The organism is Burkholderia sp. LAS2 (assembly GCF_018417615.1).
GTDB classification, from domain to species: domain Bacteria; phylum Pseudomonadota; class Gammaproteobacteria; order Burkholderiales; family Burkholderiaceae; genus Burkholderia; species Burkholderia sola.
On the sequence record NZ_CP071054.1, the window covers coordinates 691,292 to 706,339 of the forward strand.

The 15,048-nt window shown below is 67.1% G+C and carries 14 protein-coding genes; 10 read left to right on the top strand and 4 right to left on the bottom strand.

Annotated features, from left to right (window positions below; translation table 11 throughout):
* Positions 1 to 164 precede the first annotated feature (164 nt).
* From JYG37_RS32255 to JYG37_RS32265, 3 genes are all read right to left on the bottom strand, one after another.
* Positions 165 to 914 carry a hypothetical protein gene (locus JYG37_RS32255; RefSeq protein ID WP_050013946.1) on the bottom strand — a complete coding sequence of 250 codons (750 nt, stop codon included), beginning with the start codon at positions 912 to 914 and terminating at the stop codon, positions 165 to 167.
* Positions 915 to 1,171: 257 nt separating this feature from the next.
* Entirely contained in the window at positions 1,172 to 2,035 is an 864-nt protein-coding gene (locus JYG37_RS32260) for a class I SAM-dependent methyltransferase (protein WP_050013947.1), read from the bottom strand.
* A 96-nt stretch (positions 2,036 to 2,131) separates the two neighbouring features.
* The gene (locus JYG37_RS32265) at positions 2,132 to 3,025 is read right to left on the bottom strand and encodes an NAD(P)/FAD-dependent oxidoreductase (protein ID WP_050013948.1); all 894 of its coding nucleotides are present in this window, start codon (positions 3,023 to 3,025) and stop codon (positions 2,132 to 2,134) included.
* Here JYG37_RS32265 and JYG37_RS32270 point away from each other — a divergent pair.
* The 5 genes from JYG37_RS32270 to JYG37_RS32290 all read left to right on the top strand — a co-directional run bounded on the left by JYG37_RS32270 (position 3,024) and on the right by JYG37_RS32290 (position 8,181).
* Positions 3,024 to 3,218, top strand: a complete 195-nt coding sequence (locus tag JYG37_RS32270; protein ID WP_050013949.1) for a hypothetical protein — start codon at positions 3,024 to 3,026, stop codon at positions 3,216 to 3,218. The genes JYG37_RS32265 and JYG37_RS32270 overlap by 2 nt on opposite strands.
* Positions 3,219 to 3,301: 83 nt before the next feature.
* A complete protein-coding gene (locus JYG37_RS32275; protein ID WP_209924504.1) occupies positions 3,302 to 3,934 on the top strand; it encodes a TetR/AcrR family transcriptional regulator in 633 nt (210 codons plus the stop codon).
* A 299-nt stretch (positions 3,935 to 4,233) separates the two neighbouring features.
* The gene (locus JYG37_RS32280; protein ID WP_213346683.1) at positions 4,234 to 5,703 is read left to right on the top strand and encodes a benzaldehyde dehydrogenase; all 1,470 of its coding nucleotides are present in this window, start codon (positions 4,234 to 4,236) and stop codon (positions 5,701 to 5,703) included.
* 13 nt (positions 5,704 to 5,716) lie between these two features.
* Positions 5,717 to 6,844: an NAD(P)-dependent alcohol dehydrogenase gene (locus JYG37_RS32285; protein WP_213346684.1), complete on the top strand. Its 1,128-nt coding sequence runs from the start codon at positions 5,717 to 5,719 to the stop codon at positions 6,842 to 6,844.
* 167 nt (positions 6,845 to 7,011) lie between these two features.
* Positions 7,012 to 8,181 (top strand): helix-turn-helix domain-containing protein, encoded by a 1,170-nt coding sequence (locus JYG37_RS32290; protein ID WP_235356223.1) that lies wholly within the window; start codon positions 7,012 to 7,014, stop codon positions 8,179 to 8,181.
* 34 nt (positions 8,182 to 8,215) lie between these two features.
* Here the strand turns inward: JYG37_RS32290 and JYG37_RS32295 are convergent, their stop codons facing one another.
* The gene (locus JYG37_RS32295; protein WP_050013953.1) at positions 8,216 to 9,400 is read right to left on the bottom strand and encodes a sugar transporter; all 1,185 of its coding nucleotides are present in this window, start codon (positions 9,398 to 9,400) and stop codon (positions 8,216 to 8,218) included.
* 202 nt (positions 9,401 to 9,602) lie between these two features.
* Here JYG37_RS32295 and JYG37_RS32300 point away from each other — a divergent pair, with 202 nt between their 5' ends.
* The 5 genes from JYG37_RS32300 to JYG37_RS32320 all read left to right on the top strand — a co-directional run bounded on the left by JYG37_RS32300 (position 9,603) and on the right by JYG37_RS32320 (position 15,045).
* Positions 9,603 to 10,277 (top strand): HAD family hydrolase, encoded by a 675-nt coding sequence (locus tag JYG37_RS32300; protein WP_050013954.1) that lies wholly within the window; start codon positions 9,603 to 9,605, stop codon positions 10,275 to 10,277.
* A 580-nt stretch (positions 10,278 to 10,857) separates the two neighbouring features.
* Positions 10,858 to 11,820 carry an SAM-dependent methyltransferase gene (locus JYG37_RS32305; RefSeq protein ID WP_089490476.1) on the top strand — a complete coding sequence of 321 codons (963 nt, stop codon included), beginning with the start codon at positions 10,858 to 10,860 and terminating at the stop codon, positions 11,818 to 11,820.
* Between the two features lie 13 nt (positions 11,821 to 11,833).
* Positions 11,834 to 12,928, top strand: a complete 1,095-nt coding sequence (locus JYG37_RS32310) for a terpene synthase family protein (RefSeq protein WP_050013955.1) — start codon at positions 11,834 to 11,836, stop codon at positions 12,926 to 12,928.
* 12 nt (positions 12,929 to 12,940) lie between these two features.
* Positions 12,941 to 13,996 carry a Rieske 2Fe-2S domain-containing protein gene (locus JYG37_RS32315; protein WP_204384556.1) on the top strand — a complete coding sequence of 352 codons (1,056 nt, stop codon included), beginning with the start codon at positions 12,941 to 12,943 and terminating at the stop codon, positions 13,994 to 13,996.
* Positions 13,993 to 15,045 carry a Rieske (2Fe-2S) protein gene (locus JYG37_RS32320; protein ID WP_213346685.1) on the top strand — a complete coding sequence of 351 codons (1,053 nt, stop codon included), beginning with the start codon at positions 13,993 to 13,995 and terminating at the stop codon, positions 15,043 to 15,045. Before JYG37_RS32315 ends, JYG37_RS32320 begins: the two co-directional genes overlap by 4 nt.
* Positions 15,046 to 15,048 lie beyond the last annotated feature (3 nt).

Below are 15,048 nucleotides of genomic sequence, written 5' to 3' on the forward strand. Positions count from 1 at the left end.
CGGGAAAACGAGCTGAAAACCGGCGGCCTGCCGAGTCGATCAGGGTTTTCCTGAGGGAAAAAAACGGTGGGCCGCCGTCGGGCCGTCGGCTTCGGTGTCGGCGTCGGTTTCGGCGAACGACCGGAAGGCCGTCACGCTTGCACTCATTGACGCAAACATGCTCCCTAAGACATCGATGAGGCGTCGGCAAGCGGTCGTATGTGCGACCGGCCGCCGGGCCGATACCAGCGACCGGATGCCGGGCACACGGCGGCGGGTGCGCCGTTCGACCAGACTTGTTCCTCATCCAGGTGCAGCGAGGTCGAACGGGCAGTGTCGAAGACGACGTCAAGCGCTTGCCCGACATGGACGTCTTCGATGGGAAGCTCCCAGGTCAGGAATATCTGGATGCAATCGCGGCCTGGCGCGAAGTCGACCGCATTAAATTCGCGACTGCCGCGCTGAATGACGCCATGAGGCTGGCCCGTATCGAATATCACAGCGGTCCCCCGGGTCAGCGGAATGCGATGGCCGGTAGCGGGAAAATGCAAGTCCAGCCCTCGGTCCTCGCTCAGGAAGAGATTGCAGAAGGCCGCACCGCCATATTGCGCGCCGTCATGGTGGTACCTCGCGCCACGACAGGCCATGAGGGCCACGTCACTGGCGGCAAGCACGTTGGGCAGTCCGAGTGCGCCCGTCCAGTCGGACATGGCCTGCACGCAGCGCTTGTAGTCCGGCCAGCGCGCTTGCGTTCGCGCCAACGGCATTGCCTCGACGTCCCCCGGCTCCAGGACGAGCCGCGACGATGTCTCTCTTTCCCAATCTGCGAGCAGCCGTGCGGAAGGAACCGGCACGTCGACCGTGCCTGATAGAACGATGTCACTGACGCGTCGACTGCGAATGGCGTCGCCGCTCCAGAAATAGGAAGTCAGCATGTCTCGAATTCGATGCCGTCGAAGGGGACAGATGGGGCAATTGTAGCGATTCAGCCTGATCACGTCGGCGAAAATCGGCCACGAACTGCCGGTCGCATGCGCCGCCGGCAGGCCGCTCAGGCGTCGGCTCTGCTTCGCAACCGGCCATCTGCCTGTCGCAAGGCGAGCGCTCGTTCAGCGCTCGAAATGGACATCCATCTGAGCGGCCAACGACGCCCGGCGCGACCAAGCGGCCGCGTCTCGCCTGTTAATCCCTGTCAGCCTGCCGGATTTCGTGCCGTGACGACCCAGGCAGCGCCGTTGATCAATACCGCTCCCTCGCCGGGGAGGCTCGCGAAGGCGGCATGAACGGCGGCGGAGGCACGGGCGCGGATGTCGTCGGGTTGACCAGCGAGCGCACGCGACAGCGGGCCGACCTCGAGCGTCATCCTCACTGCGTCGGCGATCGCGGCGTCCCGCGTTTCGCCCTCGCCGAATGGGACGGCGGCGTCGAAGGGCGAGATAACGATCTCGGCGAAACCGGCCGCCGTCAGGATGCGCGCCACGTGCTCCCGGTCGCCGAACGAAAACGGGCCGGGCGCGTCGGGATCGGGCAGCGCACTCGGCGGGACGATGTCCTTGAGCGCGCCCACCGGCAGTCGCATCCAATCGTTCTCGGCCGCCCCGCGCCAGCAGACGAAAGCGACCCGGCCACCCGGCCGGAGCGCGCGTCGCATATGGGCGAACGCCGCTGTCGGATCGGGGAAAAACATCACGCCGAAACGCGAGAACAGAATGTCGAACGCGCCTTCGGGCAGCGCTGCGCTGCTGGCGTCGGACACCTGAAACAGGGCCGGCGTATCGTGGCGCGCAAGCGCGCGCGCTCGATCGATCAGCGGTTCGGATATGTCCACGCCCAGCACGTGGCCCGCCGCGCCGACGCGAGCAGCCAGCGCCAGACTCGACGCGCCCGCGCCGCAGCCGATGTCCAGCACGCGCTCACCCGTCGCGGGCGCGGCGGCTTCGATCGCGGCCTGCCCGAACACCGCCACCAGAGCGTCGAGCCGAGCCTGGTTGGCGACCCAGCGCTCGCCGCTTTGACCATTCCAGTCACCCGCCTGATCAGCACTTTGCTTTGCCATGTCATTCTCCTTGACCCGACGATCCGCCTTTCGCCGCGTCGATCCATGTCAACCTGTTCGAACGCGACGACGCAACGAGAGCAGGAATCCGTGCGCTCAAACCACCATCGACTGCTGGGCGAAGATACCCGCCATCGCGCCCTGCGATGATGCCTGGGTGACCGAGGGCAAGAACGGCGTGGCGAGGTCGCCGGCGGCGTAGATGCCGGGCATGCTGGTTTGGCGGCGCTCGTCGACCGCGAGAACGATGCCGGTAGGCGTATCGACCGTGGCGAGGCCCAGTGATTCGTGCAGGCTGGCGGACGGCTTGTTGCGCGGTTGGGCGAACAGGACGTCGACCGCGACGTTGCGGCACGTGTCGAGATTGACGGTGGCGATATGGCCGTTCTGGTGCGCGATCTCGACGATCCGGCCATCGACGACAGACAGGTTGCGGCGCGCCAGATCGGCCCGGATATCGGGCGCGATGTCATGACCGTCAGTGAAGATCGTCAACGCGTCAGTCCAGTCGCGGAACAGCCTGGCAGACTGGTACGACTGCGGTCCGGACCAGACGAGGCCCCAATGCTGGCCGGCGACTTCAAAGCCGTCGCAATAGGGGCATGGCACGATGGACGTGCCCCAGCTTTCGGCAAAGCCCGGAACCTCAGGCATCTGGTCGGCGACGCCATAGCTCAGGATCAGGCGGCGCGCCCTCAAGCTTTCGTGATCGTCGGTGACGACGCAGAAATCGTCGATCGCGCCAGACACGCTCTCCGCCCGGGCATTGACCAGCTTGATCGTCGGATAGCGCGACAGCTGCTGCCGCGCCTCGACCAGGATGTCGAGCGGCGGCTTGTGATCGTGGCCGAGCAGGCCATGCGAGTGACCGGCAAAGCGATTGCGCGGGCGGCCGGTATCGAGCACGGTGACCTCGCGGCGGGCACGGCCGAGCTGCAGCGCGGCGGCAAGGCCGGCAAAGCTGCCGCCGATGATGATGACGTCATTCATGGTGATGGGCTCCGTGTCCTGGTGGGAGGGGCTGGGCTTGGTGCGCCATATCGTCCAGCGATACGCGCTCCAGACGGGCTGCGAGCAGGGCTTCGGCAACGGCGCGACAGTCGCCGTCACCGTGTTGAACGGCCGGACAATGCCGCTCGATATCGCCGGGCGGCCGGGGAAACTGATTCGGACGACCGGTTGAAACCGACCCTTGGCTTGCATATTTATGATACTGAATGGTATCCTAATGCATGGATTTGAATACTGTCAAGTACTGAAATGATCGTGACCGAAAACAACCAGGGCCGCCGCGGCCGGCCCGCCAACGACGCGCTTCGCCAGACGATCGTCGACGCCGCCTGCGAACTCTTCGTGGAATTGGGTTTTCAAGCGACGACCATGGACAAGGTCGCCCAGCGCGCGAAGATATCCAAGCTCAGCATCTATCGACACTTCGAGAGCAAGGAGGCGCTGTTCAGCGCGGCCATGGCGGCCCACTGCCAGCAGTTTGCGCCGCAGACCCTGACCGAAGGCATCGCCGGTTCGGCTGAAGATCAGCTCATGGCGGTAGGATCATCGCTGCTTCGCACGCTGTTGAGCCCGGACGTCCGCAGCGTCGAAGCCATGGTTTTGGCCGACAAGACGAATCAAAGATCGTTGAGCAAGCTCCATTACGAAGCGGGGCCCGCCCATGTCATTGCCCAAATCGAGGCCGTGTTGCGTCAGTTGCACGCGAAAGCGATGCTGAACGTACCCGATGCTCACCGGTCCGCCCGCTTGTTTGGCGCGCTCTTCAAAGGATGCGATCTGCTGCTTGTCGCGCGCTTCGACGAGGCGAGCGCACGGAACGACAACGAAATCGAGTCCTATTGCCGGTCGGCCGTCGCCATGTTCATCGCCGCGCACGGCGGCATCTAGCGGTGCGTTGTCGCGGCTTGATGACGAACCCGCAGCAGTTGCAGATGATGTTCGCCCCCGGGCAACCGATGGATGATCCGTGGACGACTGACGGGGAGGCCATTGCGCGAGCGCAATGGCCCGACAACTGTTCAATTTCCGCACACGGAATCGCAAACGCGTCCCGATCCACGCGCCTCCCACGCGTGGGAAGAAATCCGGATAGCCCCGCTTCCCCGCGCTTGCCTACCCTCGCGCGCATGCCGATCGACGCCAACCCACGCCCGATCCGGTCGATCCGAATTTCCACAGGAGCGCAAATGGATAGCACCACCCCCGCACTGTTCGACACCGACATCTGGCGCGGCAAGATCTTCACCGGCCGCTGGCACGCGAGTCCGCACGCGGCCGACGTGATCGAGCCGGCGACCGGCGACACGCTCGGCCGCATCGGTCTCGCCGACGGCGCGGCCATCGCCGACGCATCAGCCACCGCACACCGCACCCAGCCCGCCTGGTTCGCCCTGCCCTACGACGAGCGCGCGGCCGTCCTGCGCCGCGCGGCGACCGTCGCCGAAACGCACTTCGATTCGATCGTCGACTGGCTCGTTCGCGAAAGCGGCTCGACCCGCGCAAAGGCAGCGTTCGAAACGTCGGTCACGATCAAGGCGCTGCACGAAGCAGCCGGGCTGCCGTCGCGCGCGGCCGGCGAAGTAATGCCGTCGGCGGCCGGCCGGCTGTCGCTCGCGCGCCGCCGTCCGCGCGGCGTGATCGGCGTGATCTCGCCGTTCAATTTCCCGTTGTATCTCGCGATACGCGCGGTCGCGCCGGCGCTCGCGCTCGGCAACGCGGTCGTGCTGAAGCCCGATCCGCGTACCGCGGTGTGCGGCGGCGTCGCGATCGCCCGCGTGTTCGAGCTCGCCGGCTTGCCCGAAGGCGTGCTGCACGTACTGCCCGGCGATGGCGCGGCCGGCGCGGCGCTGGTCGCCGATCCGCACGTCGCGATGATCCAGTTCACCGGCTCCACCGCGGCCGGGCGCAAGGTCGGCGAAGCGGCGGGCCGCCACCTGAAGAAGGTATCGCTCGAACTCGGCGGCAAGAATTCGCTGATCGTGCTCGACGATGCCGATCTCGACCGCGCGGTCGCGAACACCGCGTGGGGCGCGTATCTGCACCAAGGCCAGATCTGCATGGCGACCGGCCGCGTGCTCGTGCAGCGTGCGATTCACGACCGCTTCGTCGCGAAGCTCGTCGAGAAGGCGCGAAGCCTGCGCGTCGGCGATCCGGCCAGCGGCGACGTCGGCCTCGGCCCGCTGATCAACGCCGCGCAACGCGACCATGCGGCGAGCGTGGTCGACGCGGCCCGCCGTGCGGGCGCACGGGTCGAGACGGGCGGCAATCATCGTGGCCTGTTCTTCGAGCCGACCGTGCTGAGCGGCGTCGCGCCGGGCAATCCGGCATTCGACGAGGAGATTTTCGGGCCGGTCGCGATCGTCGTGCCGTTCGATACCGACGAAGACGCGATCGCGCTCGCCAATCAAACCGAATACGGACTGTCGATGGCGATCCTGTCGGCCGACGTCGGCCGCGCGCTGAGGATCGGCGAGCGGTTGAACACCGGGCTGTTGCACATCAACGACCAGACGGTCAACGACGAAGTGATCAATCCGTTCGGCGGCGTCGGCGCATCGGGCAACGGCACGAGCATCGGCGGTGCGGCAAACTGGGAGGAATTCACGCAGTGGCAGTGGCTGACGATCAAGGGCGAAGCGCCGCTGTATCCGATTTGACGAGGAGACCGACATGTACACCGACAACGATACACGCGCCGTCACCGCGGCCGTCGCCCGCGCCGCCGGCGCACCCTTCTCGATCGAAGCGGCCCGCATCCGCGCGCCGCGCGGAGACGAGGTGCTCGTGCGCGTCGTCGCGACCGGCCTGTGCCATACCGACCTGATCGTGCGAGACCAGTACTACCCGGTGCCGCTGCCGGCCGTGCTCGGTCACGAAGGCGCCGGCGTGGTCGAGGCGGTCGGCCCGAACGTGAAGACGCTCGCCGCCGGCGATCACGTCGTGCTCACCTACGGCGCGTGCGGCCACTGCGCGTCGTGCGTCGGCGGTCACGGCGCGTATTGCCGGCAGTTCTTCGCGCTGAATTTCGGCGGCGCCGACACGGACGGGCAGACGGCCATCCGCGACGAAGCCGGACAACCGCTGCACGATCATTTCTTCGCGCAGTCGTCGTTCGCGAGCTATGCGCTCGCCCGCGAGAACAACGCGATCAAGGTGCCGAAGGACGCGCCGCTCGAACTGCTCGGCCCGCTCGGCTGCGGGATCCAGACCGGCGCGGGCGCGGTGATCAACTCGCTCGCGGTGCGCCCGGGCAGCAGCTTCGCGAGCTTCGGCGCCGGCGCCGTCGGCATGAGCGCCGTGATGGCCGCGCGCATCGCGGGCGCGACGACGATCATCGCGGTCGACATCGTGCCGTCGCGGCTCGCGCTGGCGCTGGAGCTCGGCGCGACGCACGCGATCAACAGCCGGGAAGTCGACGTGGCCGACGCGATCCGCGAGATCACCGGCGGCGGCGTCGACTACGCGCTCGAATCGACCGGGCTGCCGGCGGTGCTGTCGCAAGGAATCGACGCGCTCGGCTCGCGCGGCACGATGGGCGTGGTCGGCGCGCCGAAGCTGGGTACGAAAGCCGAATTCGACGTGAACAGCCTGCTGCTCGGCGGTCACACGATTCGCGGCATCGTCGAAGGCGACAGCGTGCCGCAGACGTTCATTCCGCAGCTCGTGCAGCTGTATCTGCAAGGGCGGTTTCCGTTCGACCGGCTGGTGAAGTTCTATCCGCTCGACCAGATCAACCAGGCGGCGGAAGACAGCAGCAAGGGGATCACGCTCAAGCCGATCCTGCGGTTGCCGCACTGAGCGCGCGGGCGCCCCACGTGCCGCCGACGCGTCGCGGCGGCACGTGGGGCGCCCTCGGGGAAGGCAAATGCCGCATTCCGGGCACCGCGCTATATTACGCATTCGCTCGACACGCTGGCGCGGCACGCGCGCCCGGACCTTCGACCCACATGGAGCGTAGCGTGAACATGGCCCCCGAATCCCCTGCACGACCGGTCGACCTCGACCGGCTCCGCGCCCGCTTCGCCGCGGGCGAGCCGCTGCCGGAAACGGCGTTGCCGGCCAGCGTCGCGCGCTCGTGGCTGCGCTCGCGCGACGCCGGGCTCCGGCCGTGGCAAACCGCCCGCTATGAAATGCAGCGCGAGCGCGACGAATCGCGCGCGGATCGGCGGCTCCATCGCTGCGTCGCGCAGGAAATCGAGCCGCTGTGGGCCGCATTCGGCGGCAGCGAATGGACGATCATGTGCGTCAATCCGCACGGCACGATCGTCCATGCGCGCCGCAGCCCGCAATGCGACGACGTGCTGCTGACGCCGATCGTCGCCGGGCGCCGGATCGTCGAACCGAACATCGGCACGACCGCGCCGAGCTGCGTGATTCACGACGGCGCCGAAGCCGTCGTCGCGGGCGCGCAGCATTATCTCGACGAGTTGTCGCGGGTGTTCTGTCTCGCGGTGCCGCTGGTCGGCTTCGACGGCGAAGTGATCGGCGCGCTCGATATCACCGGCGTCGGCAGGCGTAATATCGCGCAGTTGCGCGAGTCATTCCGGCACGCATCGCTGTCCGCCGAACAGCGGCTCTATGCGATGCTGCGCGACTGCCATCTGCTGCAGGTGCAATTCGATCCGCGCTGGCTCGGCACGCCGCTCGCCGGCGTCATCGCGCTCGACGAAGCGGGCCGCGTGCGCGCGGTGAGCCGCCTGGCCCGCCAGATGCTCGACCTCGCGCCCGCCGGGCCGGCGGCGCCGGTCGATCTCCGGCAACTATTTCCGGGCGCGACGCCCGCGCAGCAGCGTCGTTTGCTGACACCGGCGCGCACGCCGCAGCGAATCGCGCGCGACGATGGTAGCCACGTATGGGTGCGCACCGTACGCGCGCCGCTTGATCGCGCGGCCGCAACGCGCGACGCCGATGTGCTCGAAGACGCGGAGGACGTGTGCAACGCGGCGCCGGCGGGCCGCCCTCACGCCAACGCCAGCCTGCACGAACAATCGCTCGATGCGATCCGGCGCGCGCTCGACGAGCACGACGGCAACGTGTCGGCGGCCGCGCGGCAACTCGGCATTTCACGCACGACGCTATACGCGAAACTTCGGCAGCGCGATGCGGCGGGGCTCGGGCACGACGGGTCGCGTTGACGATTCGGGATGAGCCGATCGTCCGGCGATTGCACTAAGCCACTGCCCGCCGTTCATGCAGCCGCAGCGCGAGCCATGCGATCCCGACCGCGAACGCGCCGACCACGCCGCCGAACGTGCCGATCCACGGCAGCCCGAAGTCTCCCGCGATATGGTTGCCGAGCAGCGCGCCGGCGCCGATCCCGACGTTGTACAGCCCGGAGTAGATCGACACGGCGAGGTCGGTCGCCTCCGGCGCCAGTTTCAGCACCCATGCCTGCATCGCCAGCCCGAAACAGACGATCGCGCCGCCCCACACCAGCGTGTGCACGGACAGCGTAACGATGTTCAGCGCGCACGGGAACAGGATCAGCAGGCAGCCCGACAACGCGACGATCGACGCGAGCAGGAAATCGTCGGGCCGGTGCGGATAGACGCGATTGAAGCAGACCGCGGCCGGCAGGCCCGCGACGCCGAACAGGATCAGCACGTACGTGATCCGGCTGTTGCTCGCGTGGTTGACGCTCTGCACGAACGGTTCGATGTACGTGTACGACGTGAAGTGCGCGGACACGACGAGCACGGTGATCGCGTACAGCGCGACCAGCGCCGGCTTGCGCAGGAACACGCCGATGCTGCTCAGCGACCCGGCGCCCTGGCTCGGTAGCACCGGCAACGTGGCGCGCAGCAACAGCAGCGTGACGCCCGCCGCGCCCGCGATGATCAGGAACGTGACGCGCCAGCCGAACGCCTCGCCGATCACGCGGCCGAGCGGAATCCCGGCCACCATCGCGATCGCGGAGCCCATCGCGATCAGGCTGAGCGCACGGCTCTTGCGGTCGCTCGGCGCGAGCCGCACCGCGAGCGGGATCGAAATCGACCAGAACACCGCATGCGCGCATGCGATGCCGAGCCGGCCGATCATCAGCACCGTCAAATTCCATGCGAAGCCGGTCACGACATGGCTGCCGACGAACACCAGCAGCGCGACACTCAATAGCTTGCGACGCTCGACGTGCCGCGTGACGAAGGTCAGCGGCAACGACACGACCGCGACGGCCCACGCGTAGATCGTCAGCATCAGGCCGACGGCGGTCGGCTGCATCTGCAGGCTGTCGCCGATCGCGCTCAGCAGCGCGACGGGCACGAATTCGGTGGTATTGAAGATGAAGGCGGAAAGCGCGAGGGCCAGAACGCCCCACCACGATTGCTCGGAACTGACGGCGTCGGGGGTTGCCATACGGGGATTCGACGAAGGTTAGGCGCGCGCGGGCGGCCCGCCCGGCGCATCGGCGCGATTGTACCAGCGCCGTTCGACACGCCGCCGCCGCGCGCGGCGCGTGCGGCGCGGGACATGGCGGTGACACGGCCGTGCGCCGATAATGTGACGAATTGGGTTTTGCCGACGATTTGCCCGAATGCCATCGGGCCAGGAGATTCACATGCGCATTGAAACGTCATTTCTGTTCGATCTCGACGGCACGCTCGTCGACAGCGTCTATCAGCACGTCCTCGCGTGGAAGGAAGCGCTCGATGCCGAAGGCATCGAACTGTCGGTGTGGCGCATCCATCGCAAGATCGGGATGAGCGGCGGCCTGTTCCTGAATCAGCTGTTGCGCGAGACGGACGGCGACATCGACGCCGACCGTGTCGAGCGGCTCGCGCGGCTGCACGCCGCTGCGTACCAGCGGCTGCGCGCGCAGGTCCGGCCGCTGCCGGGCGCGCGCGAGTTGCTGGCCGCGCTGTCGAACGCCGGCATTCGCTGGGCGATCGCGACCAGCGGGCGGATGGAAACCGCGGCGATCAATCTCGAGGCGCTCGGCGTCGATCCGGCGAAGAACGTGGTCGTCACGCGCGATCAGGTGAAGTATGCGAAGCCGGACCCCGACCTGTTCCTGACCGCCGCCGCGAAGCTGAACGTGCCGATCGAGCATACGGTGGTGGTTGGCGACAGCATCTGGGACATGCTCGCCGCGAGCCGCTGCCGCGCACTGGGGGTCGGGCTGCTGGCCGGCGGGTACGGCAGCGACGAGCTGGAGCGCGCGGGTGCGCTGCGCGTGTACGACGATCCGGCGGATCTGCTGTGGCATCTCGACGAGATTGCCGCACGGCCGTAGGCGCCGGCGGGGCGCGCCGGGCCGCGTCCGGCCGGGCAGCCGCACGCGCACGTTCGCGGCGCCACTGCCCCGTTTCGATTCATCGAATCAAAACAATCCAAATCGCCATTGACGATCGCGATTTAAATATTTTTTACCGATGCCCGTTTTCCCGTCTTTTTAAAACAGACGGGAAGATTCTTGAAAAAACGAATCGCCTCTCATATAACGAATACACTTCGCTTCCGGTTCACGATCGCAGTATCCGAATCGTGAAAACGCAAGCGGCATACGGAGCCGAACCGGCCAGCCGGCGCAACCCCGCGTCGCCAGACGTCCCGCGCATGATATGGGGCCTGCATCGCGATACTGCGTCACCGCGCCCTTTCCGCCATTTATTCGGGGCCCTATAAATGCGCACGGATCTTTCGCCTTCATAACGCTTCTACAGAAGCATTACATCGATTCATTCAATCGCACGATCGCACGTGTCGGGCGCGGAGCATTTTCGCGCCGGCGTTTCGTGAAGGCGTGCGCTCCCGCTCGATCGGCGGGCATTGTTTTGTCCGGTTTGACGGAAATGGACGACGCGAGGATTTCGATGAATCAGATCAGCGAACAGCCAATCGCCGACATGCGCGCGCCGCACCTGGCGCCCGCGCTGCCTATCCGCGTGCTGCACGGCGAAACGGTGAGCGACTACGAGCAGAAAGTGCAGGCGACCTACGCCGGCAGTCCGGACGACTGGCGCAAGGCGATCGGCGAGTACCTGTTGTTCCAGTTCGGCGTCTACGACGATCCGCGCTCCGCGCCGCCGATCTCGCTCGATGAATCGGGCATTCGCTACTTCGAACGCCAGCTTCGCCTCGCCGGCTTCGACGATCCCGTTCCCGCACGCGTCGAGCGCATTCTCGACATCGGCTGCGGCTGGGGCTACATCCTCAAGTATCTGGCCGGCCGCTTCCCCGGCTGCATGCGCCTCGACGGTATCAACGTCAGTCGCGAGCAACTCGAGTACTGCGCACGCTTTCATGCGCAGCACGGGCTCGCGGAACGCATCAACCTGTATCAGTGCAACGCGCAGGACGTCGATCGACTGCCCGATCCCGCGACGCCGTACGATCTCGCGATCATTCGCGGCGTGATCTCGCATTTCCCGAACGCGCTGTACGAAAAAGCCATGCGCGCACTGCATGCGCGCGTGCGCGGCGGCGGGTCGGTGATCATCTCCGATAATCTGTACAACGTCGCACTCAACGAATACGAGTCCGACACGCCGGACGAGATCGACCGGATCGCGTGCAAGCATCGGAAGACGCCCGACTATTTCAGGCAGGTGCTGATCGACGCCGGGTTCGCGATCCGCGACATGCGCGTGCTGCCGTCGAACATCGACGTGGCGCGCTGGCTGATGGACGCCAAGGCCAACATCGACCGCCATTTCCCGCACCGCGCACCAGACACGCTGGAAGAATTGCGCGTGCTCGCCGAAAACTGGTCCGTCGCGCTGATCAAGAACAAGGTGTCGACCTACAGCATCGTCGCGGTCAAACCGGACGCGTAACCCGGAGATCCGCATGCAAGCATCCGGAACGCCGCACGCCGACAGCGCCCCGCCGAGCGCGACGCATACGCTGGTGCTGCCGCTGCCGCGGCTCTCGCTGCCCGTTGCCCGGCACCCGCGGCACGCAGCGATCGAGCAGCAGCTCGCGATCGACGACTATCCGACCATCCTGCGGCACTATCGCAGCGACGCGGCGGCACGCCGTTTTCTCGCGCAGCGCATTCCCGCATATGGCAGCCTGTGCTACCCGAATGCGCGGCCTGATCGCGTGTACACGATTCATCGCATGATGAACGTCACGACGCTGATGGACGACGCGTTCACGCATCTGGCGCGCACCGGCGACCAGGCGGGGCTCGACACGTTGCGTGATCATTTTCTGGCGGCCGTCGACGGCACGCCGCCGCCGGCCGATGTGCCCGCCGCGCGACTGCTGCACGACACGCTGCGCTTGATGCGCACCCGGTGCGACGCGCGCCCGGCCTTCTGGCAGCGCTTCGTCGAATGCATCCGCGACCAGATCCGTACGCAGGCCGATCCGACGGCGACCGACGCATCGCGCCTGTCGCTCGACGACTATCTGGCGTTTCGCCGCGTCGAGGGCTTCGGCCACTGGATCACGCTGCTCACCGAATACGCGCTCGACATCGACATGGAGCAGCGCCTCGCGCAACACGCGGCGCTGGCCGACGCACGGGACAGGACGATCGATTCGGTGATCCTCGTCAACGACCTGTTTTCGTTTCGCAAGGAACGCTCCGCGCACGAGCGATTCAATGCCGTCTGGATCCTGATGCGCGTCGAGCAGTTGAACGTGCAGGCGGCGCTCGACCGGCTCGCGGCACTCTGCACGTCGAACGAGGGCCGCCTGATCGACGCGCGCGAAGCGGTCGCGACCGGCGCGCTGGCGGACGACCCCGACGCGCAGGCCTACGTGACGGAGCTGGGCTACATGAGCGCGGGCAACGCGGAATTTCACGCGTTCAGCACCCGCTACCACGGCGACGATCTCGGCGGCGGCCGCTTCGCCGGCGGCGAAGTCGCGATGACGCCACTGCCGACGCTCGAGGAAATCGCGGCGGCGGACCGGCATGCTTCGCCCCGATGACTGGAGACGCGCATGCACGCATCGATCCCTGTTGTGCCCGAACCCGCGGCCGCTTCCCGACATCGCTATCCGGACGGCTGGTTCGCGCTGGCCTACAGCCGCGACGTCAAACGCGGCGCACTCGTCGTCACGCGCTTCATGGGCGAGGACGTCGTGCTGTATCGAACGGCATCCGGCCTGATTCGCGCGGTCGCGCCGCATTGCCCGCATCTCGGCGCGCATCTCGGGCATGGCGGCGTCGTGCGCGGCGAGGAGATCGTGTGCCCGTTCCATCACCTCGCGTTCGCGCCGGACGGCACCTGCGTGCGCGCCGGGCGCGACGGCAAGCCGCCCGCCACCGCGCTGCGGCAGCGCCACGTGTGCGAATGGAACGGCCTCGTGCTCGCATGGCAGGACCGTACGGGCGCGCCGCCGTCGTGGTCGCTGCCCGAACTCGACCTCGACGGCTATTCGCGGCCGCGCGGCCAGTGCCACACGCTGAACGGAAGCCTGCAGAATCCGGCCGAGAACGGCGTCGACGTCAACCATTTCAGCCCCGTGCACGGGTGGTCGAATCCGGTGCTCGAGCCGCCGCAAGCCGATGGCCACCGGATGACGATGCGCTCGACGCTCGTGCTGCTCGGCCAACGGCTGCTGCTGGATATCACGATGCACGGCCTGGGCTGCATGGCCGCGCGCATGGAACTGCCGGACCTCGGGCTGCATGCGCGGGTCGTGCTGTTCCCGACGCAGATCGAAGCCGATCGCTGGACCTGCCGCGAATTCGTGGCGCTGCGCGTCGAACGCGCGTCGGCGTGGCCGTCGCCGCTGCGCCGGGCCGTGCACGAGATACTCGTGAGCGCCGCGTACCGGTTGTGGTTCGTGCCGCAATTCAAGCGCGACCTGCGCATCTGGGATCACCGCGACTACGACGCGCGCCCGACGTTGATGGCCGGGGAGATGCCGATCATGACGTTCCGGCGCTGGGCCGCGCAGTTCTACCCGGCTTCCGGCGGCGACGCGCCTGACGGACAACGCGACGCCGTGCCGGCGGCTGTCGCGCACGCCGATCGGGAATTCGCGCGATGAACGCCGTGCCAATGCAGGAGCGCGCGATGCATGCAACCGGCCCCGTCGACGAAACCGCGCCGCTGCCCTATCCGGACGGATGGTTCGCGCTGTGTTTCAGCCGCGAGTTGAAGCGCGGCACCGTGCTCACGACGCCTTTCATGGGACGCGATGTCGTGCTGTACCGGACGGCATCCGGCGTCGCGTGTGCGGTCGACGCGTATTGCCCGCACCAGGGCGCGCATCTAGGCCACGGCGGCGTGGTCGACGGCGAGCAGATCGTCTGTCCGTTCCATCACTACGCGTATGGCCCCGACGGCCGGCGCACCACCGCCGGCTGCACGAAGGGCGGGCAAGCGCTGACGCTTCGCACCCGGCACGTGCGCGAATGGAACGGCTTCGTGTTCGTGTGGCAGAACGCCGACGGCCTCGCGCCGACGTGGGAACTGCCGGAAGTCGACATGACCGGCTTCTCGGCGCCCGTCGGTCAGGCTTTCACGCTGCGCGGCGTGATGCAGAACCTGCCGGAGAACGGCTACGATCTCGAGCATTTCGGCGCGCTGCACCGCTGGAAGGACATGAAGCCGCATGCGCCCGTGATCGACGGCCCGCGCATTTCGATGCAGGTGGACATGGCATGGAAGAACATCAGATGGAGCACGCTGATCGGCGTTCATGGCCTCGGTTGCGTGTCGTCCGACCATGAAATGAAGGCGATCGGCCTCGAAGCGAAGATCTTCGCGTGCGGCGTACAGATCGCGCCGCTGCACTGGACCTTCCGGGACGGCATCTCGTTCCGCTTTTCGTGGCTGTCGCGGTGGCCGGCCCCGTTGCAGCGGATCGTCTACGCCGCGCTCGGCCGGTTGCTGCATCGACTGTGGCTGGTGCCGGTGTTCAAGGAAGACATCATGGTGTGGAGCCATCGCGACTACACGGGCTACGGGACACCGGTCGCAGGCGACGGGCCGTATCCGGTGTTTCAGCGATGGGCGCGGCAGTTCTATCCGGCCGAGGGTCGCGCAGCGGCGCAACGGCGTGCCGCGCATGTGGACGCGTTCGTCGAGAAATAGCGG